This is a genomic window from Streptomyces polygonati (assembly GCF_042650325.1).
GTDB classification, from domain to species: domain Bacteria; phylum Actinomycetota; class Actinomycetes; order Streptomycetales; family Streptomycetaceae; genus Actinacidiphila; species Actinacidiphila polygonati.
This window is the reverse complement of sequence record NZ_JBHSBB010000012.1, coordinates 227894-250069: the sequence shown is the minus strand read 5'-3', so window position 1 is coordinate 250069 and position 22176 is coordinate 227894. Positions and strand designations below refer to the sequence as shown.

The window sequence follows — 22176 nt, the reverse complement described above, 5'->3', positions numbered from 1 at the left end:
AACCGCAGATCAGCACGTCGGGTGACGTGCGAGGTTAAACGCCAAGCTTAGTCGCTGTTGTCGTTCCGGCTGTGAGGGGTGGGCTTCGAACCGGGGTTCCCGATTGGGTGATGGCGAAGGGCCCGTGGCATAGGGGTGGGGCCTTCTGAACAGCTCGTTGGTGTCGAATCACCGAGCAATGTCAGGAGGCCCCGGTGTTGGAGTGTTCCGTGTGGATGGCCGGGCAGTCCAGTTCGGTCACTCCGGGGTGTGACTGTCTGGCTCACCGGTTCGGTAACGCCGCCGACAACGGCACGCGTCGGCCTTGGTATCCGTCGGACATGACGGACGCGGAGTGGGCGGTGGTCCGGCCCTTGCTGCCGGTGCCGGGCTGGATGCGGGGCCGGGGCGGGCAGCCGGAGGCGTACTGCCACCGGGCGATACTGGACGCGGTCCGGTATCTGGTGGACAACGGAATCAAGTGGCGGGCGATGCCGGCCGATTTCCCGCCCTGGGACCGGGTTTACGCGTTCTTCCGCCGCTGGCGCGACCACGGGCTGGTCGTGGAGTTCCACGACCGGCTGCGCAGCCGGGTCCGTGAGAGGGAGGGCCGGGATACCGAGCCGACGGCCGCCGTGATCGACTCCCAGTCGGTCAAGGCCGATGCCGTGGTCGGCGCGGACAGCCGCGGCTTCGATGGCGGGAAACTGATCAACGGGTGGAAGAGGCACCTGGTGGTCGACACGCTCGGCCTGCTGCCGGGCGTGATGGTCGCCGCCGCTGATGTCGGGGATCGCACCGCCGCGAAGGTACTGCTCGGGCAGGTCGCCGACGCCCGCCACCGGCTGGAGCTGGTCTGGGCCGACGGCGGCTACACCGGCAGCCTCGCCGGGCACTGCCTGGCCGTCCTCGCGCTGGTCCTGCAGGTCGTCAAACGCAGCGACGACCGACGCGGGTTCGTGGTGCTGCCCAAGCGGTGGATCGTGGAGCGCACCAATGCGTGGCTGACGCACACCCGCCGGCTGGCACGCGACTACGAACGCCGCACCACCAGCGCCGAGGCGATCGTCTACTGGTCGATGACCCTGCTCATGACCCGCCGCCTGGCCTGGCCGCACCCTTCGCGAGCGTGAACCGGCCCGGCGAGGGCTCGGCCAGCCAGCCCCGCGCGACCAGGCGTTTCGCCTTCGCCCGCAGTGCCTCCACCCGGGCCGGAACCACGTCCATCCCGAACAACGCGGCCATCTCCTGGCACGTCAGGGGCCCTTGATGGAGTCGGGACCGGTCCGCGAGCACGGTGAGAATGCGCTGGTAGTCCACCGACAGCACTGACCAGGCCAACCCCTTTCGGAACGACAACAGCGACTTAGATTCAACCGGTCAGAGCAACAGTGCTGATTGAGGACGGTATACGTGGCGAGACTGGGTCGGCCGGGGATGTCGGAGGAGATGAAGGCCGACCTGTGGCGGCGATGGAGGGGGAGTCGATCAGCGTCATCTCACGGCAGATCGGCAAGCCTGTCCGTGCCGAGAACCTCATCTATGCAGCTCATCGCCACTTTCAGGCCGCCGTGGGTGAGCATCGAGTGCGATCCACTTGAACTTGTTCAACAGAAAGGGCCCAACGTGAACACATTCAAACTGGGCTGTCCTCTGCCAGCGCCGCAGACCGCCGATATGCCTGCTGACCTGCGTGGATGGCATTTTCGGCACCCACAGAGCCGGGTAGATGCCACGAAGATCAGTGGCCGTAAGGGGTTATGGCAAGGGCCTCCACCTGCACCATGAACTCCGGTCGGTACAGCGCGACCACCTGTACTGCCGTGCTGGCAGGCGGAAGTTCGGGGTCGATGTACGTGTCGCGGACGCGCCACACCTCCGGCAGGAAGGCAACATCGGTGACGTAGATGGTCAGTTTGGCGACCTCGGCGAAGGTGGCATCGCCCGCTGCCAGGCAGCGCTTCAGGTTCTCGAAGACCTGACGCGCCTGGGCGGCGGCGTCGCCCTTTCCGACCACGTTCCCCCGACCGTCCAGAGCGACCTGCCCGGAGATGGCGACCACTCGGCCTTCGCCCGCAACCACGTGGCTGTACCGGTTCCCTGGGACGATTCCGTCCGAGGGAATGTGTTCGAGCCAGGGCTCTTCCTCGTCATATGGCACAGGTGACTCCCTTGAAGGACGGACGACGAAGCGACGGTACAGCGACCGCGCCTGTCCCGCTCGGAAACACGATTCCGGACGTGACCTGCGAGCTTCCCCGCCAGGGCAGGGCTCAGCCGGCCCCTGGGATCATCCTTCGATGATGCTGTCAATCATCACAGCCCTGGCCGGGAACCTGGTCACGGCGCCAGCGGCTGTCCTGCGCAGCCGTATGGCCAAGGACGCCGAGGTGTTGGCGCTCCGGCACGAGAACGCGGTACTGCGCCGTCAGATCGCCCGGGTCCGCTACGGGCCGGCCGATCGAATCTGGCTGGCTGCGTTGTCGCGGTTGGTCCCCCGGGAGCGATGACGGGAGGTCTTCGCGGTCACACCGGCCACGCTGCTGCGCTGGCACCGGGAACTGGTCAAGCGGAAATGGACGTTCGCCCAGCACCGCCGTCGCCCGGTCGCCCCTCCACCGCGCCGACGGTCAAGAAGCTCATCGTGCGCCTGGCCCGCGAGAACAGCACCTGGGGTCACCGCCGCCTACAGGGCGAACTTGCCCGCCTCGGCTTCCCGATCGCCCCCTCCACGGTCTGGGAGATCCTTCACGCCGCCGGCATCGACCCTGCCCCACAGCGATCCGGCCCGATTTGGCGCCAATTCCGCACTGCCCAGGCCCACGGCATCATCGCCGCCGATTTCCTTCGATCCCCTCGATGACGGCTCCCCAGGCCGACGCGCCGGACAGGACCGGTCGGCGGTCGGCGCCGGCAAGCCCCTCGAGTCCCTCCGTCGCGGCGACCGCGCCGGTCAGCAGGGTGACGCGGTAGCGGCGGCCCGTCTCGTATGAGGTGAACTCGTAGGAGCTGTCGACCGGATCGCGGTAGAAGCAGGTGCCGGCGAACGGCGTCAGGTCCCGGTCCGCGGGCGTGATCGCGGGACCCAGCCCTTCTCCGTGCAATCGGACGGTGTCGGGACTCTCGTAGACCAGCGAGATCCGGCCGCCGTCGGCCTCCCAGTCCAGGGTGGTGGGAGTCGTCTTCCAGACGGTCTCCGCCCGCTCACCGGTCACCAGGTGCAGGGGCGCCAGGCGCAGGACCGCGTGCATGCCGTTCTGGTGCGAGACCAGGCGCAGGTCCCGGGCCCGGATATGCTGGGAGACTACCGGCGAGATGTTGAACCATGATCCCTGACGGCTGAACGGTATCTCCTGAATCGCGAAGGTGTGGCGATCGTGGTTGAGGGTCATCGGTGGGAGCTCGATCCTTCTCGGATGGGGGCGTTCGGGCCATGGCGCGGCGTGGAACGGCAGGCCGGTCAGTCTTTTACGGCTCCGGCCGCGACACCGGCGGCGACGTAGCGCTGGGCGAGGACCAGGATGAGGGCGGCCGGCAGTGACGCCACGACCGCGGTGGCCATGATGGCGTTCCACTCTTGGTTGTTGTTGCCGATGTAGTGGTAGATGCCCAGAGTGATGGGCTGGTGGGCGCCGCCGCTGTCCAGGGTGCTGGCGAAGACGAAGTCCGACCAGGACCACAGGAAAGCGAACAGCGGCACGGTGCAGATACAGACCAGGCCGAAGGTGAGCGCGATCACCACGAGGTGGTTGCCCACCGCGGCTCCGGGGCCGAACTCCGGCAGAAGGTCGCCAACGCCGAGCCGGTAGGACCAGGTGGCGAACGTCGTCGAGGAACCACTGGGACCGCCTTTGGTCATGATCCAGATGATGTCGAAGACCTTGAGCGTGTAGACCAGGCGGAGCAGGAGGGTGATCGCGGAGACCGGGCGCAGCAGCGGGAACGTCACCCGCCAGAAGCGCTGCCAGGCGTTCGCCCCGTCGATGGCCGCCGCCTCGTTCAGCGACGCGGGGCCCGCACGGACGAGGTTTCCGGCAGGGGCAACGTGCCACCGCGCACCTTGCAGCTGACCGGCGGCTGACTTGAGCTGAGAAGGCGCGTAGTCGGGGCGCCGAGGCAGGGGAGAGGGACTGGACGCGCGGCTTTCACTCCGGGCGGGGCGGCGCGCAGGATCCCGCCCAGCGCCTTCCTCCGCACCGCCCGGAAGACCCCGGATCCCGCTTCGCACCAGGACAGTTCGCCCGCGGCCGCCCCGCGTCGGCGCGGTCGGGGGCGGCCAGCGGTTGAAACCGGAATTTCTTTGGCCCTGACCATTGCAGGCCGATCGCGCCGGTGCAACACTTCCCAACGAAAACGCACTTGTTCGCCCATGACAGGCTATGGATTCTGGTCGTACATGGTGGGTCGGCGACGGACGGGGCTTCATGTTCAGTCAAATGCACGCAACTGCACAGCGTGGAGGTCGAGGATGACTACTCGCCATACGGCGCGCGGGATCAAACACCGCTGCCTGGCGATCAGCGCGGCTCTTGCCATGACCATCGGGCTCATTACCGGGGCCGTTTCCGCGGCCGCTGCCACGCCACCGACGCGAGCCGTGTCCAGCGCCGCGGTGTCAGGGACGGCTCCCGCGGGGGCGCCGCAGCGGACCCACACAGTCACCTACGACGGCTACTCGTACATGGTGGACGGGAAGCGGACCTACCTGTGGGCGGGGGAGTTCCACTACTTCCGGCTGCCCAGCCAGGACCTGTGGCTCGACGTGCTGCAGAAGATGAAGGCGGCCGGTTTCAACGCGGTCTCGCTGTACTTCGACTGGGGCTACCACTCGCCCGCGCCCGGTGTGTACGACTTCACCGGAGTACGGGACGTCGACAAGCTGCTGGACATGGCCGACCAGCTCGGCATCTACGTCATCGCCCGGCCCGGCCCGTACATCAACGCCGAGGTCGACGGCGGCGGTTTCCCGGGGTGGCTGTCCACCACGGCGGGCACCACTCGCACCAGCGACCCCACGTACCTGAAGTACAGCGACCAGTGGCAGACCCAGATCGACCGGATCCTGGCCCGCCACCAGCTCACCAACGGCACGGGCTCGGTGATCGACTACCAGGTGGAGAACGAGTACTACAACGGCAGCGCGGCCGGGCGTACGTATATGAAGCACCTGGAGGACAAGGCCAAGGCGGACGGCATCACCGTGCCGCTGGTCGGCAACAACAACGGCACCTTCAACTCCGGTGACGCCGCCCTGGACGTGGACGCCGCGGACTCCTATCCGCAGGGCTTCAACTGCAGCAACCCCACGAAGTGGAGTGGCGCACCGGACATCAGCTACGACCATGTGGCCGGAAAGCCGCTGTCCACCGCCGAGTTCCAGGGGGGCGCCTTCGACCCGTGGGGCGGACCCGGCTACGACAAGTGCGCACAACTGATCAACGACCAGTTCGCGGACGTCTTCTACAAGCAGAACATCGCGGTAGGCGCGACCGCGCAGAGCTTCTACATGACCTATGGCGGCACCAACTGGGGCTGGCTGGGCGAGCCGGAGAACTACACGTCGTACGACTACGGTGCCGCGATACGTGAGACCCGCCAGCTCGACCCGAAGTACGACCAGGACAAGCTGATCGGCTACTTCACCCAGGCCGTCGCCCCGCTCACCAAGACCGACCCGCTGCCCACGGTCCCGACCGACAACCCGAAGATCGTGGACACCACCCGGGCCAACCCGGACACCGGAACGCAGTTCCATGTGCTGCGGCACAGCGACTCCACCGCGACCAGCACCGACAGCGCGCACATCACCATCGACCTCGGCGCGCACAGCGGCTACACCTACGACGACCCGAACCCGGCGGTCAGCTACAGCGGCACCTGGTCGCATGTCGGCGCCGAACAGAGCTATACCGGTGGCGACTACCAGCACACCGAATCCTTCTCCAGCGTGGCGGGTGACAGTGCGAGCGTCGCCTTCACCGGTACCGGCGCCAAGTGGATCACCAACCTGGACAGCAATCACGGCACCGCCGACGTCTACCTCGACGGCGTCAAGGTCAAGACCGTCGACTCGTACGCTGCCACCAAGCAGAACCAGTTCACCGCCTACCAGGTGAGCGGCCTGCCCGTCGGCCCGCACACCCTGAAGATCGTAGCCACTGGGGCCAAGAACCCCTCCGCCAGCGGCACGTTCGTCACCGTCGACGCGATCGACGTCGCCACCGGGACCGCCTCGGCCGCGCCCGTCTACACGGTCCCGCAGCAGCCCGGCACCTCGATCGGCCTCGACGGCCGCGCCTCGAAGATCATCGTCGCCGACTACAACCTCGGTGGCAACCAACTGCGGTACTCCACCTCGGAGATCATGACCAACGCCTCCATCGCCGGCCGTGATGTCGCGGTGCTGTACGGCGACCACGGCTCCGACGGCGAGACGGTGCTGAACTACAAGACCCGCCCGACGGTGAGCGTGACCGGCGGCGCGGTGACCTCCACCTGGGACCCGGCCACCGGTGACCTGCGGCTCAACTACAGCCACTCCGGCCTCACCCGGGTCTCGATCAATGGCGGCAGCCACCCGCTGCTGCTGCTGCTCGCCGACACGGACACCGCCAAGACCTTCTGGCGGCAGGACACTTCGGCCGGCCCGGTACTGGTCCGCGGCACTCACCTGCTGCGCGGCGCGGTCAGCCACGGCTCCGCTCTGGCGCTGACCGGTGACAACGGCACCGACACCTCGATCGAGGTGTTCAGCGGCGCCACGTCGGTGAGCTGGAACGGGAAGAGCCTGCGCACCCGGGTCACGCCCACCGGCAGCCGTACCGCGTCCATCCCGACCGCCGCGCCCATCTCCCTTCCGGCGCTGACCGACTGGAAGCACACCCAGGAATCGCCCGAGTCCCAACCCGGATTCGACGATTCGAGCTGGCAGGTGGCCGACAAGACCACCTCCAACAGCACCACGACCCCGGGCACCCTGCCGGTGCTCTTCGCCGACGACTACGGCTTCCACACCGGCAGCACCTGGTACCGGGGCCGGTTCAGCGGCACCGGCAGCGAGACCGGCATCACCTTGTCCACCCAGAGCGGTGGCGGCGCGGCAGCCTCCTCGGTCTGGCTCAACGGCACCTTCCTCGGCAGCGCCACCGCCGACGGCCCGAAGACGTACACCTTCCCGGCGGGCACCCTCAAGACAGGTGCGGACAACGTCATCTCGGTACTCACCGTCGACATGGGCCATGAGGAGGACTACAACGAGTCCAGCGGCAACAAGGCCGCCCGCGGCCTGACCGGAGCGATCCTCACCGGCGACCCGCTGACCTCCATCACGTGGCGGCTCCAGGGCGCCCGCGGTGGCGAGCAGCCCGTCGACACCGTCCGCGGTCCGCTCAACACCGGTGGCCTGTACGGCGAACGGGCCGGCTACATGCTGCCGGGCTACCCCACCAAGAGCTGGCAGAACGTCACGCTGCCCAGTACCGACACCACCCCGGGCGTCTCCTGGTACGCCACCGACGTCAAGCTCAAGCTGCCCAAGGGGCAGGACACCTCGCTCGGCCTCACCATCACCGACGACCCGTCCCGCAAGTACCGCGCCGAGATCTACGTCAACGGCTGGGACATGGGCAACTACGTCAACTACCTGGGCCCGCAGCACAGCTTCCCGATACCGAACGGGGTGCTGAACCCGCACGGCGAGAACACCGTCGCCATCGCCGTGTGGAACCTCGACGGCAGCACCGGCGGGCTCGGCACGGTCGCTCTGACCAGCTACGGCAGCTACGCCTCCTCGCTGACCGTCGCGCAGAACCGCAGCCCCGGGTACGACCGTTCGCGGTATGCGATGCCGGCCGCGCCGAAGTCCTCGGTCAGCCTCCAGGTGCCCGGCTCGGTCAGCGGGGGACAGCGGTTCACCGCCACCGCGACCGTCGCCGTACCGCAGGACAAGCCCACCGCCCGAAACGTCACGGCGAGTCTGGAGACCCCGGCGGGCTGGACCGTCAGCCCGCACTCCACCCCGCCGTCCGTCCGTGAGATCCGCGGCGGCGGGACGGCGTCCTTCAGCTGGACCGTCACGGCCCCGGCGACCCTCGGCACGGCGAACACACTCACCGCGACGGCGCGGGTCACCCAGGGCGGCCACACCTTGACCGAAGCCGACGAACGGGTGGTCGGCACCGTGCCGGCACCCCCGCCCGCCGGTACCGACCAGGTCAGCGATCTGGCTTTCCTGTCCTCCTCCAACGGCTGGGGACCCGTCGAACGCGACCAGAGCGTGGGCAACACCGCGGCCGGGGACGGTACCCCGCTCAAGCTTGGCGGAACCGTGTACGCCAAGGGGCTGGGCACCAACTCGCCCAGTGACGTGCAGATCTATCTGGCGGGCGGGTGCAGCAGGTTCACCGCCACGGTCGGAGTCGACAACGGCGACCCGGGCACGGTCACCTTCTCCGTGCTGCTCGACGGCAAGGTGCTGACCACGACGGCAGTGCTGAACGGCAAGTCGGCGCCGGTCTCCATCGACGTCCCGGTCACCGGCGGACAGGTACTCGACTTGTCAGTCGGCGACGGCGGCAACGGCAACGGCAACGACCACGCCGACTGGGTCTCCCCGACCCTGACGTGCGGCACCGCCTGACATCCGCCTGACGCCGTTCAAGGGCGGCTGCCGTGCCGGGAGTTCCGGCACGGCAGCCGCCCTTCGCCGTTCTTCCCGTCGTGGTCACCGAGGAGCGCCACAGCGTCCTCAACGGACTCATCCACCAGTACCGCAACGTCAGGTGAGGAAAATCAGCTGAGCTGGCAAACTCCCAGGTCAGCGCATGTGCAGGACTTTTGGAACCCCACAGGTCCAGGAATTACGGTGCGACCCGCGGTGGAACGGCGCGTGCGGACCGGGCCTGCACGACACACGGATCCTGACCATCCGCTCGCACCACGACCAGCAGGCCGCCCCCCGCCGGCAAGCGGCCACCGACCCCGCCTGGTAGGCCGGATATCGCCGCTGGCGGCCACCAGTGGAACGCGCCGTCGCCTGGATCGTCCAGCACCACAACCGCCGCCTTCACTACTGCGGCACCCTCAAGAACGACACCGGCTCCACACCCGCGCGCTCATCGTCCTTCTCGGCGTTTCAGGACGTTGGTGACGACATGAGACCAGGGCCACCGACAAGCGGCCCGGCCGGGCTCGGGTCACGGTGCTGTGTCTGCTCAGTCGCGTAGGTTCGGATGTGGGCCAGGACGGCGTCGAGACCGGTGCGCAGGGGGATGGTGTTGCGGCGGGTCTGGGTGAGGAGGAGTCCGCCCTGGAGTGCGACGAGCAGGGCGAGGGCGAGGGCGTCGGTGTCGGTGTCGGGGCGCAGGTCGCCTCGGGTGCGCATGCGGGCCAGGCCGTCGCGGATCGGAGCCTCCCAGCGTTCGAAGCCGTCGACGAGGTCCGCTCGTGCGTGGGGGTCGTTGTCGGCCAGTTCGGCCGCGATGGATCCGATGGGGCAGCCGCCGACGCAGTTGCGCTGCTCTTGGAGGTCGACGAGCAGGTCACGCCAGCGGTAAAGGCTGTCGAAGCTGTCGAGTTCGTCGAGGACGGGTCGTTGGGCGGCCAAGACGCCGTCGGTCTGGTGGGCGATCACGGCCCGGATCAGGTCGTCCTTGTCGGTGAAGTAGTGGTACAGCTGCGAGGCGCTGACACCCGCTCGACGCTGGACGTCCTCGATGCCGGTGCGGGCGACGCCGTGGGCGAACACCAGCTCGGCGGCGGCGGTGACGATGCGAGCCCGGGTTGCCAGACCCTTCGTCGTGAATTTCCGCGCTGGCCTGGGCGTGGGCTCGACGACCGCGCCGGTCCGATCCGTGCGGTCTGTCTGGCTTTCGGGTATCGGCTGGTCCATGGGTTCAGCATACTCCATTTTGGAGTTGACTCTCCAAAAATGTCGGAGCATGGTTTGGAGTGCTCGCTCCACTAATTGAGAGGTTCCCATGACCACCGATCTGACCGGTTCCACCGCCCTGATCACCGGCGCCACCAGCGGCATCGGCAAAGCCACCGCCGACCGTCTGGCCGCCCTCGGGGCGCATGTCATCGTTTCCGGCCGGGACAAGGCGCGCGGCGACGCCGTCGTCGCCGGCATCCGCGCCGCCGGCGGGACCGCGGACTTCGTCGCGGCCGATCTGGGCGACGAACGCAGCGTGAGGGAACTTGCCTCCCGCGCCGCCCAGGCGGGCGGGGGCCACGTCGACATCCTCGTCAACAGCGGCGGCATCTTCCCCTTCGGCGCCACCGCCGACACCTCGACCGATCAGATAGACGAGGTCTTCGCCGTCAACGTCAAGGCGCCCTATCTGCTGGTGGCCGCACTGGCCCCCGCGATGGCCGAACGCGGCCACGGGGCGATCATCAACGTCACGACCATGGTGTCGGAGTTCGGCATGAACGGGATGGGCCTCTACGGCTCCAGCAAGGCCGCTCTTATGCTGTTGACCAAGTCCTGGGCTGCTGAATTCGGCCCCGCCGGGGTCCGCGTGAACGCCGTCAGCCCCGGCCCCACCCGCACCGAAGGCACCATCCCCATGGGCGACGCGCTGGACCAGCTCGCGAAGGCCGCGCCGGCCGGGCGCGTCGGGAAGCCCGAGGAGATCGCTGCCGCCATCGCCTACCTCGCCACCGAGGAGGCCAGCTTCATTCACGGCGTACTGCTGCCGGTCGACGGCGGCCGCCTCGCCGTCTGACACCTGAGCCACCTGCGAAGCGCAGGGAACGCCGAAGCTCGGTCACGTCAGCCGGCGGACTCCGCTCCGTCCGGACACCGACCCGGGCGGGGCGGAGTCGAGCGAGACCGCGAAGTCCACGCCCGGGGTCGACGGCACCACCATCTGCGGCGCCCGCCAGGTCACCACCGACGCGGCGCACGCTCCGCACCGGGCCGGTTGCCCCCGTCGTCATCGATCTCACGCACTCCGGCACGCGTGGCCATCGACCCAATCCCACGGATCAGGGCCGAAGCCGCCCGGCCGGCGAACGCGACCCGATGCGGCCTCAGGTGCCAAATGCCCTCCGTGGGCCGCTCAGGTTTTGTAGTTGACACTCCAATTTTGAGGCGTAAAATGGAGTGATCCCTACAAAATATCTGGGCGGCACGCCGCTGAGAGCGGCCAGAAGACCATCGTGAACACGATTGACCAAGTCACCCCGGCCTCGGGTTCTCATCCCGAAGGCGGTTCCCCGTGGGCGGAGGCCGGTCGACGGCGACCAGAGTTCAGCCTGCCTTTCCCGGAGTCAATGGTTTCGCCGGGATGCGACAGCTCTGCCCGGCGTTCCGCACGGACACATCCCGCAGGTGGCCGGGGCTGCCCCTGCCGAAAACTCATCCTCCCTGGTGAGAGCCGGTGGAGGAGGTACTCAGGGTTGGAGCCCGTAAGCGTTCGGATGGTGCTCTCGCGCGGGTGGTAATCGCCCCGGCATGATGATCAATTGTGTTGCTGCGACTGGCCTACCTGACCGTGACGAACGCGTTCGCGATGCTGTGTCTGCTGCCCATGACCGATCGGGACCGGGACGCGGAAATCCTCGCGCTGCGCCATCAGATCATGGTCCTGGAACGCCAGCTCGGCCAGGAAAGGCTGCGGTTCGCCCCGAGTGATCGCGCGTTCCTCGCGGCCCTGCCGCACCGGCTGCCGCGGGACGTGCTGCGCCGGGTGCGAATGCTGGTACGCCCGGACACGGTATTGCGCTGGCGCCGGGATCTGGTCGCACGCCACCACGCGGCTCGTTCCCGCCCGAAACGATCGGGACGCCCACGGACCGTACGCTCCGTCCGGCTCCTGGTGCTGCGGCTCGCGCAGGAGAACCCCAGCTGGGGATAGCGCCGCATCCACGGTGAACTCCTCGTCCTGGGCGTGAAAGTGGCCGCCTCCACCGTGCCGACCCTGTAGACGGTTGCGATCAGGCCGAGCCGCCACGGCGTGGACAGTGTGCTGGCGAGGGGACCTGACGGATTCCCCCGCAGCTCGTCCAGAACGGGCTGCCAAGCGGTGGCGCCGGAGGCTCGCCGCTGAAGGTAGTCCGCCGCCGTGTCTGCGCGGATGGGCTTGATCCGGATACGGGCCGAGTCGTGCAGTTCGGCCGTCTGACGCAGCGCCGCGTAGTGCCGGGTACGGCACGTCAGAATCACAGGACCGGCCTCGCGTCCAGCCTGGTAGCTGTTAAGGGCGCGCAGCGCGGCCCGGGCACGCGGTGCGCGCGGGTCTGGCCGCCCGTCCGGACGTGGCGGGTCCATCTCGTCCAGCCCATCCAGGACCGGCAGGACCAGCCCGTGTCGGACCATGCTCCGTGCCGCCTCCAGCGGCCACTGGTAGGACACGTGTAACCGCTGCGCGATGAGTTCGGGAAGCGGGACGTCGGTGTTCCAGTCCGCGACCGGGACGCGGACTGGAACGCGGTCGTCTTCGGCGCGGTCTTCAATGAGCGCGAGCATCAGTTCCAAGACGAGGACGGTCTTGCCGGCACCGGGTGCGCCGGTGACTATCAGGCGGCGGGGCCGCAAGGCCCGGTAGTAGTCGACGATGTGCGGAACCGTGGCACCTGTACCGGGCAGCAGGGTGAGGCATCCGGGCTGCTCGCCGCCGACTTCTTCCACGTCGATACCGTGACCCTGAGGCGGCTGTACGTGTTCTCCGTGATGGAGGCCGGTACCCGGACTGTGCACATTCTCGGCGTCACCGCCCACCCCACCGCGGCTTGGACCACCCAACCGCCCGCAATCTGTTGACTGATCTCGGCCAGCGAGCTGTCGGCTTCCGCTATCTGCTGCGTGACCGTGACAGCAAGTACACCCAGGCCATCCCCTTCCCCGCACAACGCATCCAGCGTCACCACGTCCTCGGCGGACTCATCCACGAGTACTGCCAGGCCACCTGACGAAGATCAGCGCCGCTGGCAAACGCCCACGTCAGCGCCTGCGCAGGATTTTTGGGAACCCCACAGGGATGGACCCTGACCTGCGTGATTCGGACTGGTGAGCATCACCTGGACGTCCGTTCGGACGCTGGGGGTCAAGGGGTCGCAGGTTCAAATCCTGTCGTCGCGATGGTGTTTTCGCAGGTCAGAGCCTGTCTTCGCTGAGCGGAGGCAGGCTTTCGATGTCCGGATTGTTCGATTCGGATGTGAGAGGTTGTGAGAGTTTGTCCCCTGGCGGCATCGCCGCAGGTCAGCCGTTTGAATCGTGGGAAGTACTTGACCCGGGTCATGTGCCTGGCTGGGCAGCGGCGCGATCCTCGGGCCGAGTTGAAGATCTCGATGTCCTTGTCCTTGTCGTTCGTCGGCAGCAGGGGCGGGTCCGCGGAGTCGTTGTTGGCCGCGAGTTGGGCCGGACGTTGCAGCATGAGAGCCGGGGTGATGCCGTCGATGCCCGGTGCGGGCGAAGCCAGCTTCAGACTCGATCGGAGCAGCCGGCCGGAGTGTGGGAATCAGGGCCTCCGACCTGGACGGATGAATTATCGGCACTCCCATCGCCGGTTGGCCCGTTCCCGCCGGTGGTCCAGGTGGTGCCGTCCGTGGCGACCGCGAAGGACCGGGTGCCGGGCAGGGACCGCAGCCAGCTGCGGGCCCGGTCGCCCATCGCGTAGGCGGCGGTGGCGTACGTGTCCGCCTCGGTCAGGCCACGGCAGACGACGGTGAGGGAGGCGAGTCCGCCGGCCGGGGGGCGCCCGCTGTGGGGGTCGAGGATGTGGCTGCCGCGTTCGGCGGGGCCGGAGGTGGCGACGGCCAGTTCGCCGTCGGCGTGCACGACGGTGGCCAGTTGGCCTCGGCGCAGCGGGTCGCTCACGCCGATCCGCCACGGTCCGCCCCGCACTTGGACATCGCCGCCGCCGTTGACGCACACCGCTTCGGCGCCGGATGAGGAGACCATCGCGGCTGCCCGTTCCACTGCCCAGCCCTTGACCAGTCCGGTGGGGTCGAAGCCGCCCGCGTAACCGGCGCTGAACCAGCCGCCGCTGCGGCGCTCGGCGGCCTCGCAGAGCCGGAGGACCTCCCAAACCTCCGGGGAGCACGCGGACAGCGCGAGAGTCCCGGCGGCCAGCCGGCTGATCTGACTCTCCGGCCGGTAGGTCGAGAAGACCTCGTCCACGTGGTGCAGCCAGGCCGCGGCCTCCTCCAGGGATGTCGGCGTGCGCGGGCCAGGACCGCGTACGTCGAAGGAGAACACGGTGCCCATCGTGTGCTCGACCCGGCGAAGGCGGGCGTTCGTCTCGACCATCGTCAGGTCCCGGCCTCGTCCAGGGCGCTCTGCAGGGACTGGATGTAGCCCTCGCTGGTGTAGGTCGCCCCCGAGACGGTGTCGATGTGCGCGCTCTGCGCCGCCAGCGCCTCCTGGGTGAGCTGGGGGACGGCGAAGCCGCTGATCTCCTGGTCGCGTGGGCCGCCCTCCGGCACCTGGACGGCGGACACCGCGGTGATCTTCCCCGCTTGGAGGGTGATGCGGAGCTGTACGGGCCCGTAGCGGGTCTGCACGGCGTCGCCCTCCACGGTGCGGGTTCCCGTTGAGCCGCTGCCCGCGTCCGCCGCGGCGGAGGTTGCCGAGGAAGAGGGCGTGGGCACGGGCGCCGCGGAGTGGCCGGCGATGCTGCCCGCCCCTGCCGTGGTGTGCGGCTTGAGGCTGAGCAGGAGCAGGACGCCGCCGACGGTCGCCAGCGTGCTGAGCAGGACCCGCCGCGCCGGGTGGCCGAGAGGGCTGTTCACGGGCACCTCACAGTTCGAACGACTCGTAATGGATGTGGCGGGCCGGTACTCCGGCCGAGCGCAGCGCCTCGTAGGACGCCCGTGCCATACCGGGCGGTCCGCACAGGTAGACGTCGTGCTGGGCCACATCCGGCACGGCGCCGCGCAGCAGGTCGGGGGTCAGCCGGGGGCTGCGGCCGTCGGCCTGGTTGAGCAGGTAGTGCAGGCGGGCGCCGCGGGAGCGGGCTATCGAGTCGAGTTCGCCGCGCAGCGCGAGGTCGTCAGGGGTGCGGGCGCGGTAGATCAGGGTCAGATCGCCCGGCCGTGCGGGCAGGGACTCGAACAGGGCGCGCAGCGGCGTCACTCCGACGCCGCCCGCGAGCAGCAGCACCTTCTGCCGGGTCCGGCGGTCGGCAGTCAGGGCGCCGTATGGCCCCTCGGCCCAGATCCGCGTGCCCGGCCGCAGCCGGGCCAGCGCCGCGCTGTGGCCGCCGACCGCCTTGACGGTGATACGCAGCAGGTCGGGCCGGGGAGCCGTGGACAGCGAGTACGGGCTGGCCGTCCACCACAGCCCGGGGGTCAGGAAGCGCCAGCGCAGGAACTGGCCGGAACGGGCCGCCAGCTCCGGCAGCCGCTCGCCGCGCACGATCACCGACACCACCCCGGGCGCCTCCGGGACCACCCGTGCCACCCGCAGCCGGTGCCGCGTGTTCAGCCGCAGCGGCGCCGCGATCCGGTACCGGAGCACGGCCCCGGCAGCCCCCACGTAGAGCGTGTACCAGAAGCCGCGTGCGAGCGGATGCGCCGAGAAGTCCGCACCGAGGGCGAGTTGGTGCCAGAAGGCGAGGAAGACCGCCAGATAGGTGAGCAGATGCAGGTGGTACCAGGTCTCGTAGCGGACCCTGCGGCGCACCGCCCGCGCGGAGACGACTCCGACGGCGAGCAGCAGCAGGCCGCCGATCGTGCCCTTGAGCATCTCGGGGTAGGTGAGCACGACGGTCGACGTCTCGCCGACCACACCGGTGCGGGCCTGTACCGCGTAGCCCCACAGGATCAGCGTGACGTGCGCGATCAGCAGGCATACCGTGTAGCGGCCCAGCGCGGCGTGCCAGCGGGCCACCCGGTCGCTGCCCACGCTCTGTTCCAGGACGGGGACACGCGCCATCAGGCCGACCAGCAGCGCGCAGCTGTAGCCGCTGAGCAGCCCGGCGATCCGGCCCGCGCCGATGAGCCAGTCCGCCGGGCCGACCACGGCCCCCGTGCCCTGCCACCACAGCGCCAGGACCGCGGCCGCACCCGTCCAGCAGAGCAGAAGGACCGGCACGGCGGGGGAGCGCCGTCCGGCCGGTGCCGTCGCGTGCCGCGCCGGGCGGGGGCCGTAGGTGGTGGTCATGTGGGAAATCCTTTCCTTCGCCCTGCGTGGCCACTGTGCGGGGGAAACCTCTCAATCAGCTCTGAGTACGCGGCCCGGCGGAAGAGTCACAGCGGTTTCAGAAGGTTCACAGCCGATACAGAGGCAGCGCGGCGCCGGGACGCCGCCGCGCTGCGGGATGCTGGAAGGACCATGGACACCGCACCGCGCGCTCAGCCCGCGCCTCTCACCCGGCCCGACGGCTCCCCGGTCCGGGTCCTCGTGGTCGACGACGAGCCGGATCTGACGGAGGTGCTCGCCGGGGTGCTGCGCTACGAGGGCTGGCAGGTCCGCACCGCGGGTGACGTCGCCTCCGCGCTCGCTCAGTCCGGAACCTTCGAGCCGGACGCCGTCGTCCTGGACATCATGCTGCCCGACGGCAACGGGCTGGCCGCCCTGCGGGAGCTGCGAGCGGCCCGGCCGGAGGTGTGTGTGCTCTTCCTCACCGCCCGGGACGCGGTGGAGGACCGGATAGCGGGCATCACGGCCGGCGGCGACGACTACGTCACCAAGCCCTTCAGCCTGGAGGAGGTCCTCGCCCGGCTGCGCGGCCTGCTGCGGCGGGCCGGAATGACGCGGGCCCGCGACGACGCGGCGCTGCTCGTGGTCGGCGATCTCACCGTCGACGAGGACGCACGCGAGGTCACCCGCGCCGGAGAGGCGATCGATCTGTCGCCGACCGAGTTCGAGCTCCTGCGGTACTTGATGCGCAACCCGCGCCGGGTGCTGAGCAAAGCGCAGATCCTCGACCAGGTGTGGTCCTACGACTTCGGCGGCCAGGCCCACGTGGTGGAACTCTACATAAGCTACCTGCGCCGCAAGATAGACGCCGGGCGCCCGCCGATGATCCACACCGTGCGCGGCGCCGGCTATGTGCTGAGGGCGGTGCCCCGGTGAGCCGGTCGCTGCCGCACACCCTGCGAGCCCGGCTCACCTGCGGCTTGGTCGTCCTGCTCGCCCTGAGCTGCGCGGCGGTGGGGATCGCCGCCGTCGTCACGCTGCGGTCCTTCCTGACCGAGCGGCTGGACCAGCAGCTCACCCAAGCGGGCGGGACGCTCCCGGCCAGCCTCGAACACCGGGGGCCGGGGGAGCCGGACGGGGACAACGATCACGTGGACACCCGCCGCCAGGCCCCCGGCACCTTCGGTGCCCGGCTGCTGCACGGCAAGGTCACCGCGGCCGGCGTCGTACGTTCGGGGGCCGACACCTCGGTGACCCTGACCACCGCTGACAAGGCGGCCATCGCCGCGGTCCCGGTCGATGGCCGGAGCCACAGGCTGGACCTGTCGGCGCTGGACGACTACCGGGTGAAGGCCATCGACGGGGACGACGGGGATGTGCTGGTGACCGGGCTGCCGCTCAGCGGTGTGGAGGACGCGGTGACCCGCCTGGTGGCCGTGGAGGCGGCGGTCTTCGGCGGCGCGCTGCTGGTCGCCGGGGCGGCGGGCGCGTTCTGGGTGCGGTGGTCGCTCCGGCCGCTGCGCCGGGTCGCGGCCACCGCGGCATCGGTGACCGCGCTCCCGCTGGCCAGTGGCGAGGTGGCGCTGCCCGACCGGGTCCCGGACACCGACCCGCGGACCGAGGTCGGCCAGGTCGGTATCGCCCTCAACCGGATGCTGGGCCATGTGGAGAGCGCGCTGGGCAAGCGGCACGCCAGCGAGGAACGGCTGCGCCGCTTCGCCGCCGACGCCAGTCACGAGCTGCGCACCCCCGTCGCCTCCATCCGTGGCCACGCCGAGTTGGCCGGGCTCCACCCGGATCCGGTGCCGGCCGGGGTGTCGCGCGCGCTGGAGCGGATCACCGCCGAGTCGGTCCGGATGGGCGGCATGGTCGACGACCTGTTGCTGCTGGCCCGCCTCGACGCCGGCCGGCCACTGGCCCGCGAGCCGGTCGACCTCACCCGGCTCGTCCTGGACGCCGTCGACGACGCGCGCGCCGCGGGCCCCGGGCACCGCTGGGTCCTCGATCTGCCGGAGCATCCGGTCACGGTGGAGGGGGACTCTCCGCGACTCCAGCAGATCGCCGGCAATCTGCTGGCCAACGCCCGCCTGCACACTCCGGCCGGCACCCGGGTCACCGTCCGGCTCCGCCAGGACGAGGCGGTCACCCGCCTCGTCGTCGAAGACGACGGCGCCGGTATTCCGGCGGACCTCCGGGACACCGTGTTCGAGCGCTTCGCCCGCGCCGACCACACCCGCCCGGGACCCGTGGGACACGGCGCGGGGCTCGGTCTGGCGATCGTCACCGCAGTGGCCGCGGCGCACGGCGGCACCGCCGACGTGCGAAGTCACCCGGGCGCCACCGCGTTCACCGTCACCCTGCCGGCGCGGCGTACGACGTCCGGCTGATCCGGCTGATCCGGCTGATCCGGCTGATCCGGTGTCCGTCCGACTCCGGGCCTTCGGGCCGTCAACGGTGCCGGGCGGAGGCGGACTTGTCGTAGTTGTCGTGCCAGGCCGCCTTCGCGCCGGACTCGCCGATCCGGTAGACGTCCACGACGGCCCCGGCGGACACCGCGACGGCCAGCACCACGGCCGCCGTACGCAGCACGGTCGGCGAGGTCCACCGCGCGCGGCCGGCCGAAGCGCCGCCCGCCGCGGGCTCCGCGGACTGTGCCGGCCGGCGCCCCAGCCACCAGACCGCGAGCGTCACCAGGAACAGACCGGCGGCCCAGGGCAGCAGACCGTCGCCCAGTTCCGTGTGCTCGCGGACCAGTGGGTCGTCGCCGACCCGGGACTCCAGCCACTCTCCCGCGTGTGTGGTGACGGGCACCAGCCCGAGGGTCACCAGGCCGAGCAACGGCAGGACCAGGCCTATCCGTCGGGCGTACCGGGGCTGGACCGCGCAGACCACGGCGGCCAGGGCCGTCAGTGGCACCAGCACCACCACGAAGTGCACGAAGAGGACGTGGGCCGGCAGACCGTCGATGTGCGTCAGGCTCATGGGTGTTTCTCCACGGAAGGGGACGTGCGCGGCGAGCCCGCAGGACAAGCCGGCCGGCGCCGCGCGCGAGGAGATCGCAGCCTTCCACGCCAACTTCTCAGCTTCTTCTGAGCTGCCGATGCGCCGCCGTCGGGTATTCCCAGGTTCGCCGGCTACGTGCGCATCGCCACCCTCGGTGAGGAGGTCCGCGACCCGCGGCGGACCATCCCCCGGGCGATCCCCCTCGCGCTGGGCATCACCCTGGTTGTCCACGCGGCCTCGCCCTCGCCGTTCTCCTGCACGTACGCGTGGAAGACGAAGGGCCCGGCGGCCGCTCGACGGCCGGGCCCTTCGTTGTGGCGGAGCTCAGCTCAGCGTGTTACCTCAGCGTGATCGAGTAGATTCCGCGGCCGTGGGTGGCGGCGTAGACGTGCCCGTCGGGGCCGGCCTTGAGCTGGAGGACGGCCACGGCCGGCAGCTTGCCGACGCGGCTCCAGGTGGTGTGGTGCGGGGCGCGGTAGACGACGCCGAGGTCGGTGGCCAGTGCGAGGCCGCCGCCGGGCAGGGCCAGCAGCGAGTCGGTGGGCACATCGGGCAGGTTGGCGGAGATGTCCTTCCACGTGATGCCGCCGTCAGTGGACTCGAAGACGTGGCCGATGCCGGCGCCGGGGCCTTCTGTCCAGTGCCGGGAGAAGCCGTTGACGGCGAGGTAGACGTGGCTGGAGTTGGCCGGGTCGATGGCGAGGCCGGACGGGTAGCGGTTGGGCACGGTTCCGTCGGCGCCGGTGGCGGGCAGGCTCACCTGGTGCCAGCCGGTGCCGTCGGCGTTGCCGACGGCGATGCCGCGGGTGAAGCCCTGGTTGTTGCAGGGCCCGCACCAGGCGGCGTAGACCTTGCCGCCCTGGGCGGCGACAGCGGTGGCGGTGTGCCCTTCGCCGAGGTCGAAGGCGTCGGTCCACTCGTCGCCGCTCCGGATGGCGTAGCCGCGGGTCTGGACCCAGACGTGCTGGCCGCCGGCGATCCATGTGTCGCTGTCGCGGGTGTCCGCGGTCAGGGGGGCGGTGAAGCGGGCGGCGCCGGTGGCGTTGTCGGGCGGGGCGACGTCGTAGCTGGTGGCCTTGGCGGGGTCGTCCACCCAGGCGCCGTCGTTGACGGCGCAGTTCTGGGTGACGTTGACGGCCAGGTAGACGTATTCCTGCGCGATATCGCACCCGTTGGCCGGGTCGGTGAGGGTGTCGCCGCCGTCACCGCCGAAGTTGGAGCCCATGACCTTGTCGCCGGGCCGCAGGACGGACTGGCCGTTGTCCTGCAGGCCGCCGTTGACGGTCACGCCGTGCCGGGAGGGGTCGCGGCCGATGCCCACCGAGTAGTACTGGAGGGTGTCGATGGTGCCGTCGTTGGTGGAGACCCAGTCGGTGGCGTGGCCGGCCGCGTCGGTTCGGCCGTTGAGCGGGCGCTTGTAGACGCCGCCGTCGTCGCCGACGTAGACGTACGGCCTGCCGTGGTTGCTGCCGATGGTGACCGCGTGCTGGTCGGCGTGGGTGGTGGGGCTGCAGTCGCCGGTCTGCTTCGCCGGGTCGATGCTCCAGCAGGGGAAGTCGAAGTTCCAGTACGGGCCCACCGCTGACCAGTTCGCACCGCTGTCCTTGGTCTCGAAGACCTCTTCCAGCCCGGCGTACACATGCGTGGCGTCGGTGGGGTCGACCTGGAGGAATTCGTTGTACCAGGCCTGTACGCCGGGCATGAAGCCCGGTTCGTCCAGCGCGGAGCCGGCGGCTGCCAGCGTCTCGGTGTCCGCGATCCGGGTCCAGTTGCCGAACGGATCGCCGGTCTTCGAGACGTAGATGCCGTCCAGGTTGCTGTCCGGGTCGGTGTTCAGCGCGGTGGGGGACTGGTTGATCACGTAATAGCGGGAGCCGTCCTTGGAGCGGGCGAAGGTCACGTTGCCCACGGTGGCCGCGTCAGTGGGCAACGCGCCCAGCGAGCCGACCCGGGTCCAACTGCTCCCGGCCTTGCGGTAGAAGCCGTTGTAGGTGTCACCGCTGCGCCAGCCGACCGCCAGCAGCACCTTGGAGGGGTCCCTGGGGTCGATCGCCACGTCGTTGGCGATGTTCTTGTACGGCGCGTTCGGGTCGCTCGCGAGCGAACCGCCCGGCAGATAGTCCGGGTTGGGGGCGAACTCCAGCTTCCACGGGCCGCGCAGGTCCGTCGTGGAGTGGCTCCACACGCCCCTGCTGGTCGAGGCCCACACCTTGTCGCCGCCGAAGCGCAAGGTGTGAATGGTGGTGGAGTCCAGTTCGCCGCCACCGACGCGGTCGTAGCCGCCGAAGGTGCCGCTGTGCGGATGCGCCAGGACGTACACCCCGCTGCCGAGGTACGCGTCCGCGTTCGTCGTCGCCTCGCCGGTGCCCAGCCACAGCCGGCCCCGGCCGTCGAGCGCCAGCGCGCCGGTGGCCTGGGAGGGCAGCGCGTCGCTGATCGGCTGCCAGTGGCCGCCGCCGGTCGCCGACCGCCAGACACCGCCGCCGGCGCTGCCCTCGTAGACGTATCCCTCGTCGTCGGCTGCCAGCGCGGCGGCCCGTCCGGTCACCAGGCCCGCGCCACCACTGGAGTTGGAGGAGATGTCGCGGTAGCGCGGATCGTCGGAGTTGTAGGGAAGTCCGGTCAGGTGCTGCCAACTTCCCCCCGTCTCCGGGAGTTTGTTCAGCTGATCCCAGGCGGCGCTGAAGGCGCCGGGGGCGATGGTGCCGGGGGAGGTGCGCGCCTCGGCGAACTGGTCGGCCCCCTCGGCGATCTCGTCGGCCTCGCCGCCACCGTCGTCGTCACCCCCGCCGTCGGCCGCGGTGACAGTGGCGTTGAACGCTCGTGGGTGGATGGCCGGATGCCCGGGCGCGGCGCCGGCCGGTATCGCGAACAACGCCGCCAGTGCCGTGATGGCCGAGATCGTCAGCCAGTGTCTCTTGCGGGCCGGTGCCTGCACGGAGTCTCCCGAACGAAGGTGGATGCGGACTGTTCGGAGCGACCTGATCACATCCGTGGGCGGCAGTGTGCCGGAAAGACAGTAGATTTGGCCGGGATTTTGACACGCACCTGCCATTTCGCGATCGCCGGATTGCTGCCTTGTTCCAGCTCCGCGCCCGGCTGCCGGC

Annotated in this window: 14 protein-coding genes and 7 pseudogenes; 9 read left to right on the top strand and 12 right to left on the bottom strand. The window is 69.8% G+C overall.

Annotation, left to right across the window (positions count from 1 at the left end; genetic code table 11):
- The first annotated feature begins 320 nt into the window (after window positions 1-320).
- Window positions 321-1112 (top strand): IS5 family transposase, encoded by a 792-nt coding sequence (locus ACFO3J_RS18260; protein ID WP_386430502.1) that lies wholly within the window; start codon window positions 321-323, stop codon window positions 1110-1112.
- On the opposite strand, the pseudogene ACFO3J_RS18255 reads toward ACFO3J_RS18260, so the two are convergent.
- A pseudogene (locus tag ACFO3J_RS18255) lies at window positions 1069-1332 on the bottom strand (hypothetical protein); the annotation flags it as partial. The gene ACFO3J_RS18260 and the pseudogene ACFO3J_RS18255 sit on opposite strands and share 44 nt — an antisense overlap.
- 388 nt (window positions 1333-1720) lie before the next feature.
- A complete protein-coding gene (locus ACFO3J_RS18250; protein ID WP_386430501.1) occupies window positions 1721-2140 on the bottom strand; it encodes a RidA family protein in 420 nt (139 codons plus the stop codon).
- Window positions 2141-2279: 139 nt separating this feature from the next.
- Here ACFO3J_RS18250 and ACFO3J_RS18245 point away from each other — a divergent pair.
- A pseudogene (locus tag ACFO3J_RS18245) lies at window positions 2280-2827 on the top strand (helix-turn-helix domain-containing protein); the annotation flags it as partial.
- On the opposite strand, the gene ACFO3J_RS18240 reads toward ACFO3J_RS18245, so the two are convergent.
- The 3 genes and pseudogenes from ACFO3J_RS18240 to ACFO3J_RS18230 all read right to left on the bottom strand — a co-directional run.
- The gene (locus ACFO3J_RS18240) at window positions 2808-3371 is read right to left on the bottom strand and encodes a hypothetical protein (protein ID WP_386430500.1); all 564 of its coding nucleotides are present in this window, start codon (window positions 3369-3371) and stop codon (window positions 2808-2810) included. The pseudogene ACFO3J_RS18245 and the gene ACFO3J_RS18240 overlap by 20 nt on opposite strands.
- 68 nt (window positions 3372-3439) lie before the next feature.
- A pseudogene (locus tag ACFO3J_RS18235) lies at window positions 3440-3682 on the bottom strand (carbohydrate ABC transporter permease); the annotation flags it as partial.
- A gap of 3 nt (window positions 3683-3685) precedes the next feature.
- Window positions 3686-3991, bottom strand: a pseudogene (locus tag ACFO3J_RS18230) (carbohydrate ABC transporter permease); the annotation flags it as partial.
- A gap of 585 nt (window positions 3992-4576) precedes the next feature.
- On the opposite strand from ACFO3J_RS18230, the gene ACFO3J_RS18225 reads away from it, so the two are divergent.
- Window positions 4577-8617, top strand: coding sequence for a beta-galactosidase (locus ACFO3J_RS18225; protein WP_386430499.1), 4041 nt, complete (start codon window positions 4577-4579; stop codon window positions 8615-8617).
- Window positions 8618-9112: 495 nt separating this feature from the next.
- Here the strand turns inward: ACFO3J_RS18225 and ACFO3J_RS18220 are convergent, their stop codons facing one another.
- A complete protein-coding gene (locus tag ACFO3J_RS18220; protein WP_386430498.1) occupies window positions 9113-9868 on the bottom strand; it encodes a TetR/AcrR family transcriptional regulator in 756 nt (251 codons plus the stop codon).
- An 88-nt stretch (window positions 9869-9956) separates the two neighbouring features.
- On the opposite strand from ACFO3J_RS18220, the gene ACFO3J_RS18215 reads away from it, so the two are divergent.
- Window positions 9957-10706: an SDR family NAD(P)-dependent oxidoreductase gene (locus tag ACFO3J_RS18215; protein WP_386430497.1), complete on the top strand. Its 750-nt coding sequence runs from the start codon at window positions 9957-9959 to the stop codon at window positions 10704-10706.
- A 744-nt stretch (window positions 10707-11450) separates the two neighbouring features.
- Window positions 11451-11837: pseudogene (locus ACFO3J_RS18210) on the top strand (integrase); the annotation flags it as partial.
- A 197-nt stretch (window positions 11838-12034) separates the two neighbouring features.
- Here ACFO3J_RS18210 and ACFO3J_RS18205 read toward each other — a convergent pair.
- Window positions 12035-12613 (bottom strand): annotated as a pseudogene (locus ACFO3J_RS18205) (NACHT domain-containing protein); the annotation flags it as partial.
- 101 nt (window positions 12614-12714) lie between these two features.
- Between ACFO3J_RS18205 and ACFO3J_RS18200 the strand changes: the two are divergent.
- A complete protein-coding gene (locus tag ACFO3J_RS18200) occupies window positions 12715-12894 on the top strand; it encodes a hypothetical protein (RefSeq protein ID WP_386430496.1) in 180 nt (59 codons plus the stop codon).
- A 511-nt stretch (window positions 12895-13405) separates the two neighbouring features.
- Here ACFO3J_RS18200 and ACFO3J_RS18195 read toward each other — a convergent pair.
- The 3 genes from ACFO3J_RS18195 to ACFO3J_RS18185 are packed head-to-tail and all read right to left on the bottom strand — an operon-like array spanning window position 13406 to window position 16087.
- Window positions 13406-14233 carry an FAD:protein FMN transferase gene (locus ACFO3J_RS18195; protein WP_386430495.1) on the bottom strand — a complete coding sequence of 276 codons (828 nt, stop codon included), beginning with the start codon at window positions 14231-14233 and terminating at the stop codon, window positions 13406-13408.
- A gap of 2 nt (window positions 14234-14235) precedes the next feature.
- Complete coding sequence (locus ACFO3J_RS18190; RefSeq protein WP_386430494.1) at window positions 14236-14715, bottom strand: FMN-binding protein; 480 nt, start codon at window positions 14713-14715, stop codon at window positions 14236-14238.
- A gap of 7 nt (window positions 14716-14722) precedes the next feature.
- A complete protein-coding gene (locus ACFO3J_RS18185) occupies window positions 14723-16087 on the bottom strand; it encodes a ferredoxin reductase family protein (protein ID WP_386430493.1) in 1365 nt (454 codons plus the stop codon).
- Between the two features lie 171 nt (window positions 16088-16258).
- On the opposite strand from ACFO3J_RS18185, the gene ACFO3J_RS18180 reads away from it, so the two are divergent.
- Window positions 16259-17002, top strand: a complete 744-nt coding sequence (locus tag ACFO3J_RS18180; RefSeq protein ID WP_386430492.1) for a response regulator transcription factor — start codon at window positions 16259-16261, stop codon at window positions 17000-17002.
- Window positions 16999-18453, top strand: a complete 1455-nt coding sequence (locus ACFO3J_RS18175; RefSeq protein WP_386430491.1) for a sensor histidine kinase — start codon at window positions 16999-17001, stop codon at window positions 18451-18453. The genes ACFO3J_RS18180 and ACFO3J_RS18175 overlap by 4 nt, the downstream gene beginning before the upstream one ends.
- A 61-nt stretch (window positions 18454-18514) precedes the next feature.
- On the opposite strand, the gene ACFO3J_RS18170 is transcribed toward ACFO3J_RS18175, so the two are convergent.
- Window positions 18515-19048: a DUF2231 domain-containing protein gene (locus tag ACFO3J_RS18170; RefSeq protein WP_386430490.1), complete on the bottom strand. Its 534-nt coding sequence runs from the start codon at window positions 19046-19048 to the stop codon at window positions 18515-18517.
- Window positions 19049-19192: 144 nt separating this feature from the next.
- On the opposite strand from ACFO3J_RS18170, the pseudogene ACFO3J_RS18165 reads away from it, so the two are divergent.
- Window positions 19193-19306 (top strand): annotated as a pseudogene (locus ACFO3J_RS18165) (hypothetical protein); the annotation flags it as partial.
- Window positions 19307-19406: 100 nt separating this feature from the next.
- Here the strand turns inward: ACFO3J_RS18165 and ACFO3J_RS18160 are convergent.
- Entirely contained in the window at window positions 19407-22007 is a 2601-nt protein-coding gene (locus tag ACFO3J_RS18160) for a glycosyl hydrolase (protein ID WP_386430489.1), read from the bottom strand.
- Window positions 22008-22176: the final 169 nt, after the last annotated feature.

Coding starts and splice junctions, on each gene's coding strand:
- ACFO3J_RS18260 (WP_386430502.1), top strand. CDS start 321: ATGACGGACGCGGAGTGGGCGGTGGTCCGGCCCTTGCTGCCGGTGCCG.
- ACFO3J_RS18240 (WP_386430500.1), bottom strand. CDS start 3,371: ATGACCCTCAACCACGATCGCCACACCTTCGCGATTCAGGAGATACCG.
- ACFO3J_RS18220 (WP_386430498.1), bottom strand. CDS start 9,868: ATGGACCAGCCGATACCCGAAAGCCAGACAGACCGCACGGATCGGACC.
- ACFO3J_RS18215 (WP_386430497.1), top strand. CDS start 9,957: ATGACCACCGATCTGACCGGTTCCACCGCCCTGATCACCGGCGCCACC.
- ACFO3J_RS18195 (WP_386430495.1), bottom strand. CDS start 14,233: ATGGTCGAGACGAACGCCCGCCTTCGCCGGGTCGAGCACACGATGGGC.
- ACFO3J_RS18185 (WP_386430493.1), bottom strand. CDS start 16,087: ATGACCACCACCTACGGCCCCCGCCCGGCGCGGCACGCGACGGCACCG.
- ACFO3J_RS18180 (WP_386430492.1), top strand. CDS start 16,259: ATGGACACCGCACCGCGCGCTCAGCCCGCGCCTCTCACCCGGCCCGAC.
- ACFO3J_RS18170 (WP_386430490.1), bottom strand. CDS start 19,048: ATGAGCCTGACGCACATCGACGGTCTGCCGGCCCACGTCCTCTTCGTG.